Annotated in this window: 12 protein-coding genes; 5 read left to right on the top strand and 7 right to left on the bottom strand. The window is 54.3% G+C overall.

Features of this window, described 5'->3' with window-relative positions:
• Nucleotide 1: 1 nt before the first annotated feature.
• Complete coding sequence (locus tag ABIT76_01860) at nt 2–631, bottom strand: redox-sensing transcriptional repressor Rex (protein MEO7931881.1); 630 nt, start codon at nt 629–631, stop codon at nt 2–4.
• A gap of 106 nt (nt 632–737) precedes the next feature.
• Here ABIT76_01860 and ABIT76_01855 point away from each other — a divergent pair, with 106 nt between their 5' ends.
• Nucleotides 738–2,963 (top strand): NADP-dependent isocitrate dehydrogenase, encoded by a 2,226-nt coding sequence (locus ABIT76_01855; protein MEO7931880.1) that lies wholly within the window; start codon nt 738–740, stop codon nt 2,961–2,963.
• Here ABIT76_01855 and ABIT76_01850 read toward each other — a convergent pair.
• Nucleotides 2,960–3,262, bottom strand: coding sequence for a DUF2934 domain-containing protein (locus ABIT76_01850; GenBank protein MEO7931879.1), 303 nt, complete (start codon nt 3,260–3,262; stop codon nt 2,960–2,962). The genes ABIT76_01855 and ABIT76_01850 overlap by 4 nt on opposite strands.
• A 113-nt stretch (nt 3,263–3,375) precedes the next feature.
• On the opposite strand from ABIT76_01850, the gene ABIT76_01845 reads away from it, so the two are divergent.
• Nucleotides 3,376–3,774 (top strand): CBS domain-containing protein, encoded by a 399-nt coding sequence (locus ABIT76_01845; GenBank protein ID MEO7931878.1) that lies wholly within the window; start codon nt 3,376–3,378, stop codon nt 3,772–3,774.
• Here ABIT76_01845 and treS read toward each other — a convergent pair.
• Nucleotides 3,764–6,985 (bottom strand): maltose alpha-D-glucosyltransferase, encoded by a 3,222-nt coding sequence (gene treS / locus ABIT76_01840; protein ID MEO7931877.1) that lies wholly within the window; start codon nt 6,983–6,985, stop codon nt 3,764–3,766. The two genes, ABIT76_01845 and treS, sit on opposite strands and share 11 nt — an antisense overlap.
• Before the next feature lie 187 nt (nt 6,986–7,172).
• Between treS and ABIT76_01835 the strand changes: the two genes are divergently transcribed.
• Complete coding sequence (locus ABIT76_01835; GenBank protein ID MEO7931876.1) at nt 7,173–7,406, top strand: hypothetical protein; 234 nt, start codon at nt 7,173–7,175, stop codon at nt 7,404–7,406.
• 8 nt (nt 7,407–7,414) lie between these two features.
• On the opposite strand, the gene ABIT76_01830 is transcribed toward ABIT76_01835, so the two are convergent.
• The 3 genes from ABIT76_01830 to ABIT76_01820 all read right to left on the bottom strand — a co-directional run bounded on the left by ABIT76_01830 (nt 7,415) and on the right by ABIT76_01820 (nt 10,268).
• Nucleotides 7,415–8,725: a phospholipase D-like domain-containing protein gene (locus tag ABIT76_01830; protein ID MEO7931875.1), complete on the bottom strand. Its 1,311-nt coding sequence runs from the start codon at nt 8,723–8,725 to the stop codon at nt 7,415–7,417.
• A 10-nt stretch (nt 8,726–8,735) separates the two neighbouring features.
• Nucleotides 8,736–9,527, bottom strand: a complete 792-nt coding sequence (locus ABIT76_01825) for an endonuclease/exonuclease/phosphatase family protein (protein MEO7931874.1) — start codon at nt 9,525–9,527, stop codon at nt 8,736–8,738.
• Between the two features lie 87 nt (nt 9,528–9,614).
• Complete coding sequence (locus ABIT76_01820) at nt 9,615–10,268, bottom strand: DUF4142 domain-containing protein (protein ID MEO7931873.1); 654 nt, start codon at nt 10,266–10,268, stop codon at nt 9,615–9,617.
• A 403-nt stretch (nt 10,269–10,671) separates the two neighbouring features.
• Here ABIT76_01820 and ABIT76_01815 point away from each other — a divergent pair, with 403 nt between their 5' ends.
• On the top strand, nt 10,672–11,154 hold the full coding sequence (locus ABIT76_01815) for an ATP-binding protein (protein MEO7931872.1): 483 nt from the start codon (nt 10,672–10,674) through the stop codon (nt 11,152–11,154).
• Between the two features lie 3 nt (nt 11,155–11,157).
• The gene (locus tag ABIT76_01810; protein MEO7931871.1) at nt 11,158–11,853 is read left to right on the top strand and encodes a response regulator transcription factor; all 696 of its coding nucleotides are present in this window, start codon (nt 11,158–11,160) and stop codon (nt 11,851–11,853) included.
• Nucleotides 11,854–11,872: 19 nt separating this feature from the next.
• Here ABIT76_01810 and ABIT76_01805 read toward each other — a convergent pair whose 3' ends face one another.
• Nucleotides 11,873–14,479 carry a FecR domain-containing protein gene (locus ABIT76_01805; GenBank protein ID MEO7931870.1) on the bottom strand — a complete coding sequence of 869 codons (2,607 nt, stop codon included), beginning with the start codon at nt 14,477–14,479 and terminating at the stop codon, nt 11,873–11,875.
• Nucleotides 14,480–14,526 lie beyond the last annotated feature (47 nt).

The raw sequence follows: 14,526 nt of genomic DNA, 5'->3' as shown, positions 1-14,526 counted from the left end.
ATTAGCGAATGAAATAACTGAGGTTCTCCAGTTCAATCGCGAGATCAACATTATTCACAAAGACCAAAGGCGGAACCTGCAAAACCGTCGGGCAAAAATTCAGAATCGCCTGGATGCCTGCGTCAACGAGTTCATTGGTCACCTCCTGAGCCACGACGACGGGAACCGACAAAATCGCCATCTTGATCGCTTTTTTTCGGATGAAATCCTTCATTCCGGCAGTGGAGCGAACCTTCAGGCTGGCGTCGGCACCGCTGATGGCCTGGCGTTTTCCGGCATCCGCATCGAAGGCTGCAACGATCTCGAAACCTTCCTTGGCAAACCCCTCATAACGAGCCAGAGCGGATCCGAGATGTCCCACGCCCACCAGAATCACCGGTTGGAAACCCGTCCGTCCGATCGCCGCGCTAAGCCGCTCGCACATGTCGTCCACCGCATAGCCGAGACCGCGTGTGCCAAATTGGCCGATGTAGGTGAGGTCCTTGCGGAGTTGGGTTGGTTTCACGCCGGCTGCCTTGGCCAGAGTCGCTGAAGAAACGGTCGCGACGCCATTGTGCTTCAATCGTTGCAGGCTGCGATAGTAGAGCGAAAGCCGGTAGATGGCCTTGCGCGGGATTTCCATTTTTAACATCGACGTGTGCCGAAGTTAGCCGAGCCGGGGAAATCTTCAACTCCGACTCATAGAGCCAGCTTGGTGGTGGACCTTTCTGGCGCACTATGCTGTAATTTTCTCCAACATGTCCCAGCTTCCAACCATCATTTACACCAAGACCGACGAGGCACCGGCGCTCGCCACTTATTCTTTTCTGCCCATCGTCCAGGCATTTACCAAGCACGCCGGAATCTCCGTGGAAACGCGGGACATCTCACTGGCGGGACGCATCATTGCCGCCTTTTCGGATCAGCTAACCGAGGTGCAAAAGACCAGCGATGCCCTGGCCGAACTTGGAGCCCTGACGCTTCGTCCTGACGCCAATATTATCAAACTCCCGAACATCAGCGCCTCCGTGCCGCAGTTAAAAGAGGCCATTGCTGAACTCCAGTCCAAGGGTTATGCGCTGCCAGATTATCCAGCCGATCCAAAGACGGATGCCGAAAAAGACGCGCGTGCCCGCTACGATAAAATCAAGGGCAGCGCGGTAAACCCAGTTTTGCGCGAGGGAAATTCCGACCGGCGAGCCCCAAAAGCGGTAAAGGAATATGCCCGCAAAAACCCGCATTCCATGGGTGCGTGGTCAGCGGATTCCAAGACAAAAGTCGCCACGATGGGTAGAAGCGATTTCTTCTCCAATGAAAAATCCGTCACCGTTCCTGCGGCCACGGAAGTGAAGATCGAATTCATCGGAGCCGATGGACAGACCGCAGTATTGAAAGAGAAGACGCCGCTACAGGCAGGCGAAATCCTGGACGCAACGGTGATGAGCAAAAAAGCGCTCGTTGCATTTTTAGAGGAACAAATTGCCGAGGCAAAAAATCGAGGCGTCCTCTTTTCCGTGCATCTGAAAGCGACCATGATGAAGGTTTCAGATCCGATTATGTTCGGCCATGTGGTGAAGGTTTTCTTCAAGGATCTCATCGCCAAACACAGCGCTGTGTTGAGCGAACTCAAAGTGGACTTCAATAATGGTTTCGGTGATCTCGTTGCCAAAATCCAGAAGCTTCCGGCTGAGAAAAAAGCGGAGATCGAAGCGGACATTCAGGCGGCTTATGCGAATGGGCCTGCTCTCGCGATGGTGAACTCCGACAAGGGAATCACCAACCTGCACGTGCCGAGCGATGTCATTGTCGATGCCTCCATGCCAGCCATGATCCGCACCTCGGGCAAAATGTGGAATGCGGCTGGGAAGGCGCAGGATACGCTCGCAGTGATTCCCGACAGCAGTTACGCGGGTGTCTATCAGACGACCATCGAGTTTTGCAAAAAGCACGGCGCATTTGATCCCAAGACAATGGGCACGGTGCCAAATGTAGGACTCATGGCCCAGGCCGCCGAGGAGTATGGCTCGCACAATAAGACCTTCGAGATTCCGACGAACGGCAGCGTTCGCGTGACGGATGCGAGCGGTCAGATTCTCTTCGAGCACGCTGTGGAAGCTGGCGACATCTGGCGCGCCTGCCAGGCCAAGGATGCCCCGATCCAAGACTGGGTAAAACTGGCCGTCAATCGCGCCCGCGCCACCGGGACTCCGACAGTTTTCTGGTTGGATGAAAACCGCGCCCATGATGCGCAAATCATCGCCAAGGTGAAAACCTATCTCGGTGATCACGACACCAACGGGTTGGATATCCGCATCCTCGCTCCCGCTGCTGCCACGCAATACACTCTGGAGCGTCTGAAGGCGGGTCAGGACACGATCTCGGTCACAGGAAATGTCCTGCGCGATTACTTGACCGACCTGTTCCCGATTCTCGAACTCGGCACTAGCGCAAAGATGCTTTCGATTGTCCCGCTAATGAATGGCGGCGGACTTTTTGAAACCGGAGCTGGTGGTTCAGCTCCAAAGCATGTGCAGCAATTTGTTGAGGAAAATTATCTTCGCTGGGATTCGCTCGGTGAATTTTTGGCCCTGGCCGTTTCGCTGGAACACCTCAGCGAAATTTTCAAAAATCCCAAAGCCAAAGTGCTGGCCGACACATTGGATGCGGCCACTGGATTATTTTTGGAGAACGACAAATCTCCCTCTCGAAAAGTGGGCGGCATCGATAACCGTGGAAGTCATTTCTATCTCGCTTTGTATTGGGTGCAGGCTTTGGCGGCACAGGAAAAAGATGCCGAACTTAAAGCGATCTTCACTCCCCTGGCCGAAAAATTAACCGCCGCAGAATCTACAATCGTCGATGAACTAATTGGAGTTCAAGGTCAGCCAGTGGACATAGGCGGATACTATCAATTGGATGACATCAAAGCCACGATTGCACTTCGTCCGAGCACGACGTTTAACGATCTTCTGGCGACTGTTTAAAGACGCTGCTTATTCCGGCTGGGATGGCAGTGGCTGTCCAATCCGATGCTCACTATCTCTGGCACGCACCGCTGTTCGGCGAGGTGCCAGTGCTCGTTGGAGCGACCTTCAGGACACCCTTCTTCTTGGTAAATCTCCATGGCCAGCGCGGCTATTTCTTTATCGGTTACCGTCAAGTCGGATTTTGGAACGGGGATTTTATCTTCCAGCATATCGGTGATGTCGATTGACGGCTCCTTGTCCTGCTCGCGAGCAAATTGCGGCGACGGAATGTCCATATCCTGATTCTTGGAAGGCATATTTTATTCTACGGAACTCGAGTTCCATCCGAATGTGGGCTAATGCGCCGCGTTGTGCTTCCTACATCCGCAAGTTGTCTCAAGCGCGTTAATCGTCTGTTAACCTGCCGGCTATGGAAAAGAAAAATACTGAAGGAGATACCACTAAAAAATTAGGTGACGTGGTCATAGAAAAGGCAGGCATTCTTACGCCAGACCACACCACCGAAGAAGCGGCGCACAAGATGCGTGCCATGGAAACCGATGTGCTTCCCGTAACGGAAGATCGCCGGTTGGTGGGCATGATGAGTGGCCAATATGCCGACCGCGAGGTGGCCAAACGTGGTCACGATCCCAAGATGATTCGGGTTGGTGAGCAAATGTCGCGCGATGTCATTTTTTGCTACGAACATCAGGATCGCACCGAGGCGGATCGGATCATGAAGGAAAAAAATCTCCGCTATCTTCCTGTCGTGGACAATGAAATGCGGATCGTGGGCATGATCACGCGCGATGATATTGTTACGGAGTAGCTGTCGTTTGACCGGCTGCCTCGGCTAGCAAAGCCTCCACGGCGCGCAGAGGAATTTCCACAAAGGATGGACGGTAACTGAGTTCGTATCCAACCTCGTAGATCGCCTTATCCAGCAGGAAAATTCGCAGCAGCAGCGCAGTGTCTGCCTCGCTCTCCGGAATTAATCCAGCAGGCCGGGCAGCGGCAAAATACCCGGTCAGAAATGATTCGCTGATCGTCTTCACCCAGAGTTCTGCCCATGGCGCGAGAGTCGATTGATCCACCTCGTGTTCCTGCCGAAGCGTAACGCAGGCGGCATAATCGAAGGACCGCAGCATTCCAGCCACATCCACCAGAGGCGAGCGTTTCAGGTTGCGCTCACCCAGAGTTTTGCGCGGCTCACCGCCAAAATCGATGATCACAAAATCCTTTCCGGTGTTTAGGACCTGACCCAAATGGTAGTCTCCATGAACACGAGTTTTGACGGCTTTGATTCGATGATCCATGAGAGGAGCATATGCTTTGAGAATGGTGGAATGATCTTGCAGCAGCCGTGCGGCGCGAAATTGCAGTTCGTCTGGAAGAATGGACATTTGCCGACGAAGTTGACGCAGCAAACGCCCGGTCGATCCACGCAGCGCCTGATAGAGCGACCGCTGCCACAGGGTGCTGAATTCCTCGGGAGCAAAGTCGGGCAAATCGGTGCGATTCGCGAGAGCGATATGCAACTCGGCTGTGCGCTGGCCGAGCTGTTGCATGCGTTCAGGGAAAATGGCACCCACCATTTCTGCAGGGCCCACATTAGGACCGGACGCGGCCAGGACGCGCTCGAAAAACCGGCCCGCTGCTTCCAAGGCGTAGGCCCAGCCGTCGCCCTGATTGCGAGTGTATTCGACAAGTAGCGCAATGAGCCCGTGTTGATTCCGACCGGACCGGAGTACCAATGCACCGGCGTAGGGCGCGGAATGAGTGAAGCCCGCGTCGGTAGTTAAATAACGAGTCACTTCCAGATCGGGATGTGAGCCGTTTTCGAATTGGCGAAGGAATTTGAGGAACCATTGATCTCCGTAAACAATCGTGGTGTTGGATTGCTCCCCGCCTAGCAGACGACTGGGTAGCGTCCCCGGAGACGTGGTCATATTTCCACCCGGCAATCCAATCAGTTGCGTTGAGCCAAGACCATGTTTGCCACCTTGCAGAATGATATTCAGCAATTCCGAACGGAACGAAGGAAGCCAGAGTGCATCGCAAAGAACAGCCCCGGATTCCCATTTGGCGAGCACCGGAAGCGAGGCGAGTTGGGCCGCTATCTCTGCTGTGGCAATAGCCAGCGGCAACAACCAGGTGTCCGGATTTCCGTCGGCGTAAGTCACTTCGATGGCGAGCACATGGACAGTCTCGGTGCCGGCATCGAGCTGGATGTTGTGAATAACGTGCAAGTCGCGAATCACACGACCCTTGCCACCAAACCAGCGACAGGTTGGCATCCAGGCAGCCAGAATGTTTTTCTCCAGACGAGTTTGCAGTGTGCTGTTCCAAGCGGGCAAACCAGTGAGAAGAGGAGGAATCCAATCCGGTGTTTGCAAGGCTTTCTCCACCGGATTTTTCAACGACAGCCAATAGAACCCGTGAGGAGCCAGCGTGAACACCATGGGCGTTTCCTTGATCGTCGGAAAAGCTGTGTTACCAAACATCTCATACGGCACACAACCGGCAAAGGCCGCGAGATCCAATTCGATGGCTTGCGAAAACCGGGAGAGATTTGCCAAACACAAAATTGTGTCATCTCCCAAACGGCGGATGTAAGCGAGAACAGCCGCGTTATCCGGATGAAGAAACTCCAAGGAGCCGCTGGAGAACGCCGGTGATTGCTGCCTAACTCGCAAAAGGCGCCGCATCCACCACAGGAGCGAGGAGGGATTGGTCAGTTGGTTTTCGACATTGACCGATTCATAGTGATAGCCCGGATCGATGACGACTGGCAGATAGAGCTGCTGCGGATTGGCCGAGGAAAATCCGGCGTTCCGATCTGCGCTCCATTGCATGGGAGTGCGCACGCCATTGCGGTCGCCGAGATAAAAATTGTCGCCCATTCCGATCTCGTCTCCGTAGTAAAGTATGGGCGTTCCGGGAAGCGAAAGCAGGAGTGAATTGATGAGCTCGATCTTACGTCGATTGTTTCCGAGCAGTGGAGCCAGTCTGCGGCGAATTCCCAAATTTATTCGAGCGCGCGCATCGAGTGCATAGACGCGATACATGTAATCGCGTTCCTCATCGGTGACCATTTCCAAGGTCAACTCATCGTGGTTGCGAAGAAAAATAGCCCACTGACAGGATTCTGGAATCGCTGGTGTCTGTTCCATAATGTCGATGATTGGAAAGCGGTCCTCCATCTGTATCGACATGAACATTCGCGGCATCAGCGGGAAGTGAAATTCCATCTGGCACTCGTCGCCCTGACCAAAATATTTCGCCGCGTCTTCCGGCCACTGATTGGCTTCCGCGAGCAGCATTCGGTCCTCAAATTTAGCGTCGATGTGTGCACGCAATTTTTGTAGGAAAGCATGGGTCTCCGGGAGATTTTCGCAATTGGTTCCCTCGCGTTCGTAAAGGTAAGGCACGGCATCGAGCCTCAAGCCATCGACCCCCATCGCGAGCCAGAAATCGATCACGCGAAAGAGTTCCTCATGCACGGCTGGGTTGTCGAAATTCAGGTCGGGCTGATGCGAGTAAAACCGATGCCAGAAATAGGATTTGGCGACAGCATCCCATGTCCAGTTGGAGGCTTCAAAGTCTTTGAAAATAATACGCGCCTCGGCATATCGGTCCGGGGTGTCGCTCCAGACATAAAATTCCCGCTCAGGTGAACCCGCCGGAGCACGTCGGGAATGTTGAAACCAGACGTTCTGATCCGAGGTATGATTCAACACGAGCTCGGTGATGACTCGCAGGCCACGCGCATGGGCTTCCTGTAGAAAAGTCTGGAAGTCCTCCAGTGTTCCGTAACTCGGATTCACCGAATAATAGTCCGCAATATCGTAGCCGTCGTCCCGCAAAGGTGAGGGATAGAAAGGCAGCACCCAGATGGCTGTGACCCCGAGTTCCTGCAAATAATCCAGCCGCGATAGCAGCCCTGGGAAATCCCCGATTCCATCGCCGTTGCCGTCCTGAAAAGTCTTAATATGCAGCTCGTAAACAACGGCTTCCTTAAACCACAACGGATTACTCATACCCACTTTCAACGTATCCCATACGTGGTGCGCGTGCATCCATCCCGCTCAGGGGTCAGCCCTATATACAAGATGCGGGGACACTGGATATTGCCATCTAGCCTGCTGACTCAGCAGGTTGCATCCCCCCATGAAAAACATTATCCCCATCATGAAAAATAGGAAGGTCCTGCCTTCAGTTAAGAATATGCCTCCCAAAAAACGACGCTGCCCACTCTGCAATCGCGTGTTTGAATTGCCAGATCCTCTGGATTTACAATTGGATAAAACCCTGCATTGCCCGACTCCGAATTGCCGCGGCACTTCCGACATGTGGGTGCATCCGGGGAATCCGCTGACCTCTGAGGAAGCATGGAGGGATTGGGAGCGGATGACCGACTGGTGGGAGAAGCATCACGGTCAGGATGACGTGGCCGCGTAATCCTGCGGCTACATTTGCGAGTGGAACGGCAACACGATCCATTCGCCGAATCGCTCCCAAAGCCCCCGTCGATTAAAATCATCCAACCGATATGGTTTTGAGAATCGCAGATCACCCACAAAGATATTTTCCATTTGTTGAGCGAATGCCGCGTCATAAACGGTGACATCGATTTCCTCATTTAATTGCGCGGAGCGTGCATCGAAATTGGAAGTTCCAAAAATGGAAAACATCCCGTCGATGACCATTGTTTTGGTGTGAATCATAGCGGGTTCATACTCGAAAATCTGCACGCCGCCTTGCAACAATTTGCCGTAAGCCGCTCGTCCTGCAGCCTTCGTCAGTGGCTGATCGTTGTGCGTGCCGGGAAGTAAAAGCCGAACTGTAACTCCACGCTTAACTGCATCGCAGAGCAGGGCAACTTCCGCATTACTAGGTGCACAATAGGAGTTCGTAATGAAGATGGATTTTTCGGCCGACGAGAACGCCACTGCCTGCACAAAAGCGAGAGGTGCAAATGAAAAAGACTCAGTTGCGATGACCTGCGCCTTGAGATTCCCGGCAGGAGGCAGCAGCGGATAGTCATCAGGACCCGCAATGATATCGCCACCTGATTTGATCCAATGTTTTTGAAAAGCGCTTTGCAGGCGAGTTACAATAGGTCCTTCCAAACGAGCCTGCACATCCCGCCAATGCTCCGGCTGGTCTGCGTGTCCCTGCCAGCGATCGGCGAAACCCACGCCGCCGGTGAATCCTACTTTGCCATCCACCACCAGCACACGGCGGTGACTGCGGCGGTTGAGTTGATCGAATCGCCAGGTGTGAGTCGGATGGTAGTAGGCGAATTGGCAGCCGCCTTCGCGAAATGCATCGACATCCTGACTCTTGAGTGAGCTGCCGGAGCCGACTCCGTCCAATAAAACACGGACTTGCACGCCAGCGCGGGCTCGCTCGCAGAGCGCCTCACGAAACTGTGTTCCAATGGAACTCGACTCAAAAAGAAAGGCCTCGAAGTTGATGCTTTTTTTTGCCGAACGAATTGCCGCCAGCATCGCTGGGAAAATCTGGCCGCCATTTTGCAGCAGGTCGATTTTATTTCCATCGACGGGCAGGGGATCAGCCAGCGCATGGACTGAGCCGATGAAAGCGGGGTCGTGGACCGAAAACTGATGCCCCATGTGATATTCTACAATCTGCCGTCGAACAAACAGAATACTATAGGCGGCAAATCCCAGCAGGATCGCCAGCAGAGCGCCCACCCAGAGTCCGAGTGGGATGTAGAGCCAGCGTGTTTTCGTCCAGCGGAGTCGGGGGTGCATGAAAGTGGAACTACGCAGAAAGATCGTGGCGCACCAGAGTTTCGCTTGTATGGCAATGTAGATCGATCAGTGCAAAAAGAGGGTAATGATCGGACGCCAATCGCGCGGCACGGCCCACTCCCACGGCCACTCCATGCACGCGGCAAGACATATTTACAAAGATGTGGTCGAGCGGGAGCATAGGCAGAAACGTCGGGAAAGTGGGTCGCTTCCGTCTGCCATGCACGCGGCTGGCATCGCGCAAGATGGAGGTGAGAATGCGATATGGCCGAGAGCTCGGCAGCGAATTGAAGTCTCCGAGAACGATAAGCGGTTCTTCCTCTGGAACCGCGCCAATCCATTCCGCACCGATTAGGGCTTCAGCTTGCTCGATGCGCTCGCCGGTCCCGATTCCGAAGTGAGTGTTGATAACGTGGACGCGGCCGAACGGCGTTTGGATTTCCACCCAAAGTGCACCGCGAGTCTCGGGAAATGGGAACGCCTTCTGCGATGGCAATTCTCCCACGAGCCGCCGCGTCATGGGCCAGCGGCTTAGGATCGCGTCGCCATAATGCTCCTCGTTGCGAATCAAGGCAGGATGAAAAATCCTGTCAAATCCGAGTTCCAATGCAATCAGGCCTGCTTGGTCAACACCCCCAGAACGCTTGCGCCCGAGGTCGAGTTCTTGCAGTCCAACGATGTCCGGCTGAAAACTCGCAATGACTTCAGCGACCCGCTTTTCCGACCGGCGCAGATCCATTCCGACACAGCCGTGGACGTTGTAAGTCATCACCCGCAGACTGTTGGTTTGGAGAACACTCACCGCAGAGAATCGAATGCAACTCACCACCCGGACGCAAAAACGCCGCCCCGGTGTAGAGGCGGCGTTTTTGCTGATTTCTGGCAGTGACTATTTTTTTTGCAGCGTTTGGATGTGTTCCAGATGCATCTGCAAAGTAGGAAGAGTCTCAGTGGCGAAGCTTTTAATGTCCGCATCCTCGCCTTTTTTGGCTTCAGCTTTGAATAACGCCACATCCATCTTGTGGTCGGTAACCATGTCTTTGATGTAAGCTTTGTCGAAATCCTCGCCTGTCATCTTGGACATCTTATCATATTTCTCCTGGTGCTTTTCATCCAGCTCGGAGGACAGCGTAATGCCCTTCGACTTGGCCACACTCATGAGTTGGGTGTTCGCTTTGGTGTGATCCGTTACCATCATGGCACCAAATTCTTTTACTTGGCTGCTGCTGCCATTTTTCTCTGCGAGCTTGCCCAGTTTCACTTCAGCCATGCCACCCATCGCGGCTTTCATAATAAATTTTTGATCGGCAGCGGATAGGTTGGATTCCTGAGCTGTGCCTTCTTTTTTAGCGGAGCCCGTGGTTGGAGCCATGCCAGGATTGGACGCGGCGTTGCTGCCGCCGGTGTGAAGTTCGCCGGTTTGCTTGTCGGTTTTAGAGGGAGTCGGATCAGGTTCCATCTGACAAAAAGCGGTCAGTGGTGTCAGGCCCAGGACCAGGCTGGCGACTAGACTGCGGTTGAAAAGAGAGGATGTAGTATTCATAGTTGGGATTGAGTTGTGTGTAATCCTTTTCGCATTCCTCCGTGGCTGCGGATGCTGTTTTGAGAACACCTGACGAATGGCTCAGGGGTAAGCCTGATTCATACAACCAATTCTGTTGGCCCATGCGTAATTGCACAGTCGATGGATTTTGGCCGTAACTCCGAAGGCAGTTGCCAGTTTTCAAGATGTAAAAATGGATCATGCTTTCACTTCTAATTTTTTAGCCGCAGGAGGCGAACTTCTTCAAATGGAGATCGCTGAAAAGCACATGCTCGTGCGTGCATTTCTGGAAGCTGGAGAAGTGGAGTCGCGACTCCTCGGGCAGAGACTCCACGATACTCTCAGTCAGCAGCTTTTGGGAATCACCTTCGCGGCCAAAATCCTCGCGCGGGACTTGGAAAAAGTGGATGTCATTCGTGCGGCGAAGCTCCATGAATTGGTTGGCCTTCTAAATGATGCGATCGAGAGTTGCAGGGAACTGACTCAAGGTGAGAGCTTCGCCAGCGGCGGGGATTTACAGGCGGCATTGCAGAATCTGGCTTCAAAAATAACTTCGGTAGTCCCATGTGAAATCGTCTGCCGGGAAAATGTTTCTCTCATCAACCCAGAGTCCGGTCGGCAGGTGTATCGCATCGCATTGGAGGCCATTGAGAACGCATTAAAATTTTCCCATGCGAGTTGCATTCGCATGGGCTTGATGCAGGCGAATGATCTCGTCACGTTCGAGATTTTTGACAACGGAATGGGCTTTGAGCCAGACGAGAAAACGGACGGGCTTGGCCTCCAAAATATGTATTTCTGCGCTGAAACACTCAAAGGCAGCCTGAGAATCGAATCTAAGGCGGGTGACGGAACCAAGGTCATCTGCACTTTCCCGAATATTTGAATTATGAAACCCTTGCTTGATTTGGAAAAAACAGAGGCGACCTCAACAAAAACTTTCAAAGCCCTCGTGGTCGATGACCACCCCGTCTTTCGGCGCGGCATTATTGCGCTGCTTCAGGAACTTGGAAATGTGATCATTTGTGGCGAGGCCGACGACGCGATGAAAGCACTTGGAGCCATGCGCACGCTCGAGCCGGACATCGTTCTCGTGGATATTTCCATGCCGGGTACGAATGGAATTGAGCTCACCAAGTCCATGCTTTGCGAACGCCCGGATTTAAAAATCCTTGTCCTCTCCATGCACGACGAATCGCTCTACGCTCTCCGCGCTCTTCGGGCTGGTGCCAAGGGTTACGTGATGAAGGCCGAGGCGCTCGATTATGTGAATGAGGCGATGCAAAAAATCATCGAAGGCGGCACGTATGTAAGTCCACGATTTGCCGAGAGACTCGTCTTCCGCGCTGTCCAATCGGTCGAAAGTGGAATGGGTTCGCCCGTAGATAAATTGTCCGACCGCGAACTTGAAGTTTTGCACCTGCTGGGACGCGGATTGGGCACTCGGGAAATCGCCGCCGAGTTGCATCTCAGCATCAAGACGATCGAGACTCACCGCATGCACATTAAGGACAAGCTGGACTTCAAGGACGCCAGCGAAATGGTGCGTTTCGCCATTGATTGGGTGGCGCAGGAAGAGGGGTAAATCCAGCTCCGGCTCGGAATCAGTAGGAAGGCCGCGTCGAGTGCGGCTGTGTGGTCGCGCCCTGGCCGCCGAAGGTTCCGCTTGTGGTGTTATCACCGTCGCTGCCGGTGTAGTGGGCGTTGTTCGTGTAAACCTGGGCGGGTGCGAGTCCATTTACCGTGACGACTTTCGAGTTGTCGATCTGAACGGTGTTCGCGGCGATGATTTTCGTGCTGTTGCCGTTCAGAGTCACATTGTCCTGGAAGTGGACTGTGCCGTTGCTGCCGCCAGCGTAGAGCTTGAGCAACGTGTCTGCAGAAATGCTGCCGCCCTTGATGTTGAGCACGCCATTGGTGCCGAGCGCGTTGGCCTTCACTACATCGGCGGCCACGGTGGAACCATCCAGTGTGATCACGCCATTCGCGCCGGTGTTTTGAATATCGATGGTGCCTTGTTCAGCGATGACGGCGCCGTTGATAATAATGTCGCCGCCACGAGATTCCATGGTCACTTTGCCGCCAGCGCCGGTGCCTAGTTGATCCATGAGAGCTTTCAATTGCGCGGTGCTGGTGATGGAAATGGCGGTGCCGGTGAGACGTTTCCCGGTGAGCTTGATGCGTGACGCAGACCCGGCTGCCAATGGATCGGGAGCACCAGTGGCAGTCAGATTGGAGGAAACGGTGAGGGTGTCCGCAGCTTCCAAGGTGATGCCGCCGCCCGTGGTATCGGCCAATTTGGGAGCAGCGTTGATGGCTCCAGTAACGACTAGTTGTCCATCGGTCAGGCCAAACATTTCGTGTGTTTGCAGAGTTGCCCGCAAATCCAATGTGTCTCTCGCGTCGAGTTGGAGGTAATCGGATGTGGTAGTGCCACCGAGGATGATTTTTCCCAACGAATTAAAGAGGCCGCGGTTGAATGTGGCGCTGCCAGTGGACTTCAACTCAAGGTCCTGCGCGGAATCAATGTAAAGATTTGCGGTGGGCAAATTGATCGTTCCATTGAGGGTGACTTTTCCCGCGCGACTGTAGAGGTGCAGAAACTTGAATGGCGTCGTCGTGGCGGAAATGGTGCCGCCATTGGCGAGACTAATGTCGCCCGATTTCGCAGCGAGGGTGAAGCTGGAGAAATTATTCAGACTCACATTGGATCCTCCGGTGGCGAGGGAAATTCCGTTGGTGTTGCTGATGAGCGCCACGTTTTTCGCACTGCCATTGGCGAGCACTTGGGGCGTGCCTGACAGTTGCAAGGAGGTGAAAGAGAACACTGCAACTCCCGATGTGGGGAATGAGAAATCGTAATTTGAGCCGAAGCGTCCATCGAAGGAAGTTTGCAGGTCGAAGGTTTGCGTGGAGCCGAACAGGAACGCAGATGCGGGGCCGTCCACTGCGAATCCGCCGTAAGTCGTTCCCGTGGAAAGAACATTGCTGATGATGTTGCCCAAGCCCAGCGGAAGGGCGGTGAGGATGCCGCTGGTGATGGTGGGCGTGCTGCCGCGCAGGTCGAAAACGGTGTTCGCGACATCGCTGACGATGTAGGTGGTGAGCACGGTGTTGAGAACTGGCCGGAGGTGCAATGTGACTCCCGTGTAAGAGCTGCCGCTGGCAATGGCTGTATCGTCGATGGATGGATAATCCGCCGTTTCGTCACCAATGATCGGGATCTGGCGCGGTGTCGGTGTTGGGCCCGGTGTGGCGGTCGGGACAGGAGTGGGTGTGGAGATCGGCGTTGGCGTAGGGGTGGCCACAGGGTCCGGCGTGGCAGTGGGGTCGGGTGTGGGGGTATTGAAGGGCAGCGGCGTGGGAGTGGGAACGGCCAGTGGGGTGGGGACTGGCGTGGCCGAGGTGGTGGTGACAATGGTTTCGAGTGTCTGCGTCGGAGTTCGCACATCGCCATCCCGGACGGTTGGTTGTGATGGGGTGTCCACGGCGACCAATTGCGTGCCGTAGCCGTCGATCACTAGATTGGTCGGAGTCAGGCCGCCCGTTTGCACACGGCCATTTTGGTCGTCAATGACGGTTTGGATTTTCTTGAGAGCCTCATGCGACAATGGCTTGAACTTTCCACCGTCCAGGAGTTTGGAGGTCTTCATCAACTTCGCCGTGTTGATTTCGACGGTCTGCCAATTCTTGAAAGAGTCGTCCTTAATCGGCCCGATCAGCATCTGACCGCCATGGACCATCATGGATTCGCGAAGTTTGTTATTGAGGAAAACCCGCATCGTCCCCTCCAGCAGCACCAATTTGTAATGGGTCGGGCCGCGTTCGATGAAACCCGTCGTGCCGATGATGGCCGCCGTGATGGCTCCGGTCTGAATGCTCGCGCCGCCGACGCCTCGCGGAACTTGGAAAAGAAGCAGGCCGCTTTCCACGTTCATTTTCCGCGTCCCAGTCTCAAAAGTGAACAGAGTATCTGAACCCAGTCGGGCCAGGGTCTGATCTGGAAAGAGGAGTTCAGCGGCGGATTGTGGACCTGTCCGAACGCCTTGTCTCCCACGAACAATCTCGCCTTCCCTGGCGGCAATGGCAGCTCCATTGTCCTCGATAACACGCACATCGCGTTGCACCCGATTGATGCGGGCTTCGGTAAGCGGAGCCGAAAGGACGGAGTGTGCCGTACACAGAATAAGAATTCCAAAAACGGCTCGCATGGCTTCTTGTGAAGCTATTTTCGAGCCAACTAGCCGCGTGAAACGCC

The sequence above is a fragment of the Chthoniobacterales bacterium genome, assembly GCA_039930045.1.
Lineage (GTDB): Bacteria > Verrucomicrobiota > Verrucomicrobiia > Chthoniobacterales > DASVRZ01 > DASVRZ01.
Note: the sequence above shows the minus strand (reverse complement) of the source record. Positions and strands in the feature narration are given on the sequence as shown.